Below are 1065 nucleotides of genomic sequence, written 5' to 3' on the forward strand. Positions count from 1 at the left end.
CGGCTACAATAATCACATCCTGCTGAAATTGCTTTCCTTTAAAATGATTCATCGTCATTCCTCCTGCTATCTTTTTCTATTATTCTACCTTATTTGATAGTAGATTTAAAACTTTGCAACAGAACCAGTGAGTTTATACGACTACACTTTTCTTGACAATTCCAAAGTATAGATAATAAAAACCGCTATGCGGCAAACTCAAAAGGTCTTCACATAGCGATTATATCTAATAAAAATTCATTAATTTTTTTACATTTTCAACAACCAGAATGTATCATTAACACTTTTACATCCTTATTGCATAACTCAAAAATTACATAACTTCCAATTCTCTCATCAACTGTTCCCATTCATTAAAATAATTACCCTGACACCTTTTAACATCATCAATTGATTTTTGTATTTCCGTCAGTACTATATAATCAGAAGAATTGTTTGGTTCAGAAATGATTTTATTCAATCTTTCTAATTCTTCATCATATTGATTTATTAACACTTCAAGCTTTTCAATTCGTTTCTCCTTCTTAACCTTCTCCTTCTCAATGGAGTTACGATCGCCTTTTACTGTGTTATTTTTCTCTACTTTCTGCTCAACTTTAATGTTATTAAATGGCTTTTCAGAATTCATCCTTTTTTTCTCGTACTCACCATAAGTAGATTGTACAAACTCTACACCATCCTTATCAAAAACAAGTAATCTGTCAGCAATCTTATTAGTAAAATATCTATCATGTGACACAAAAATAATTGTACCTTGATAACTGCATAAGATATTCTCTAAATTCTCTTTTCCAATAATATCCATGTGGTTTGTCGGTTCATCTAAGATTAAAACATTAGGACGTTTATATAATAATTTACATAATGTCAATCTAACCTTTTCTCCACCTGACAAAGAGGACACCGGTCTAAAAACATCATCTCCACTAAACTGAAATGGTTCTGTTGCAAAGTTTTAAATAAAGAATAAAATCCCTTACGGTATCTATGATTTAAGCTGGGATTCCCAATAATACCTTGATTTCAGTACAGACCGAAAACCCGAAGAGAGTGCCTTCTTTTCGG

Annotated in this window: 1 protein-coding gene and 1 pseudogene; both read right to left on the reverse strand. The window is 31.4% G+C overall.

What is annotated here, in order from left to right:
• Positions 1–313 precede the first annotated feature (313 nt).
• On the reverse strand, positions 314–805 hold the full coding sequence (locus ACVC7T_RS10905; protein WP_193564749.1) for a hypothetical protein: 492 nt from the start codon (positions 803–805) through the stop codon (positions 314–316).
• Positions 806–820: 15 nt separating this feature from the next.
• Positions 821–904 (reverse strand): annotated as a pseudogene (locus ACVC7T_RS10910) (ATP-binding cassette domain-containing protein); the annotation flags it as partial.
• Positions 905–1065: the final 161 nt, after the last annotated feature.

The organism is Streptococcus sp. P25B114 (assembly GCF_053010325.1).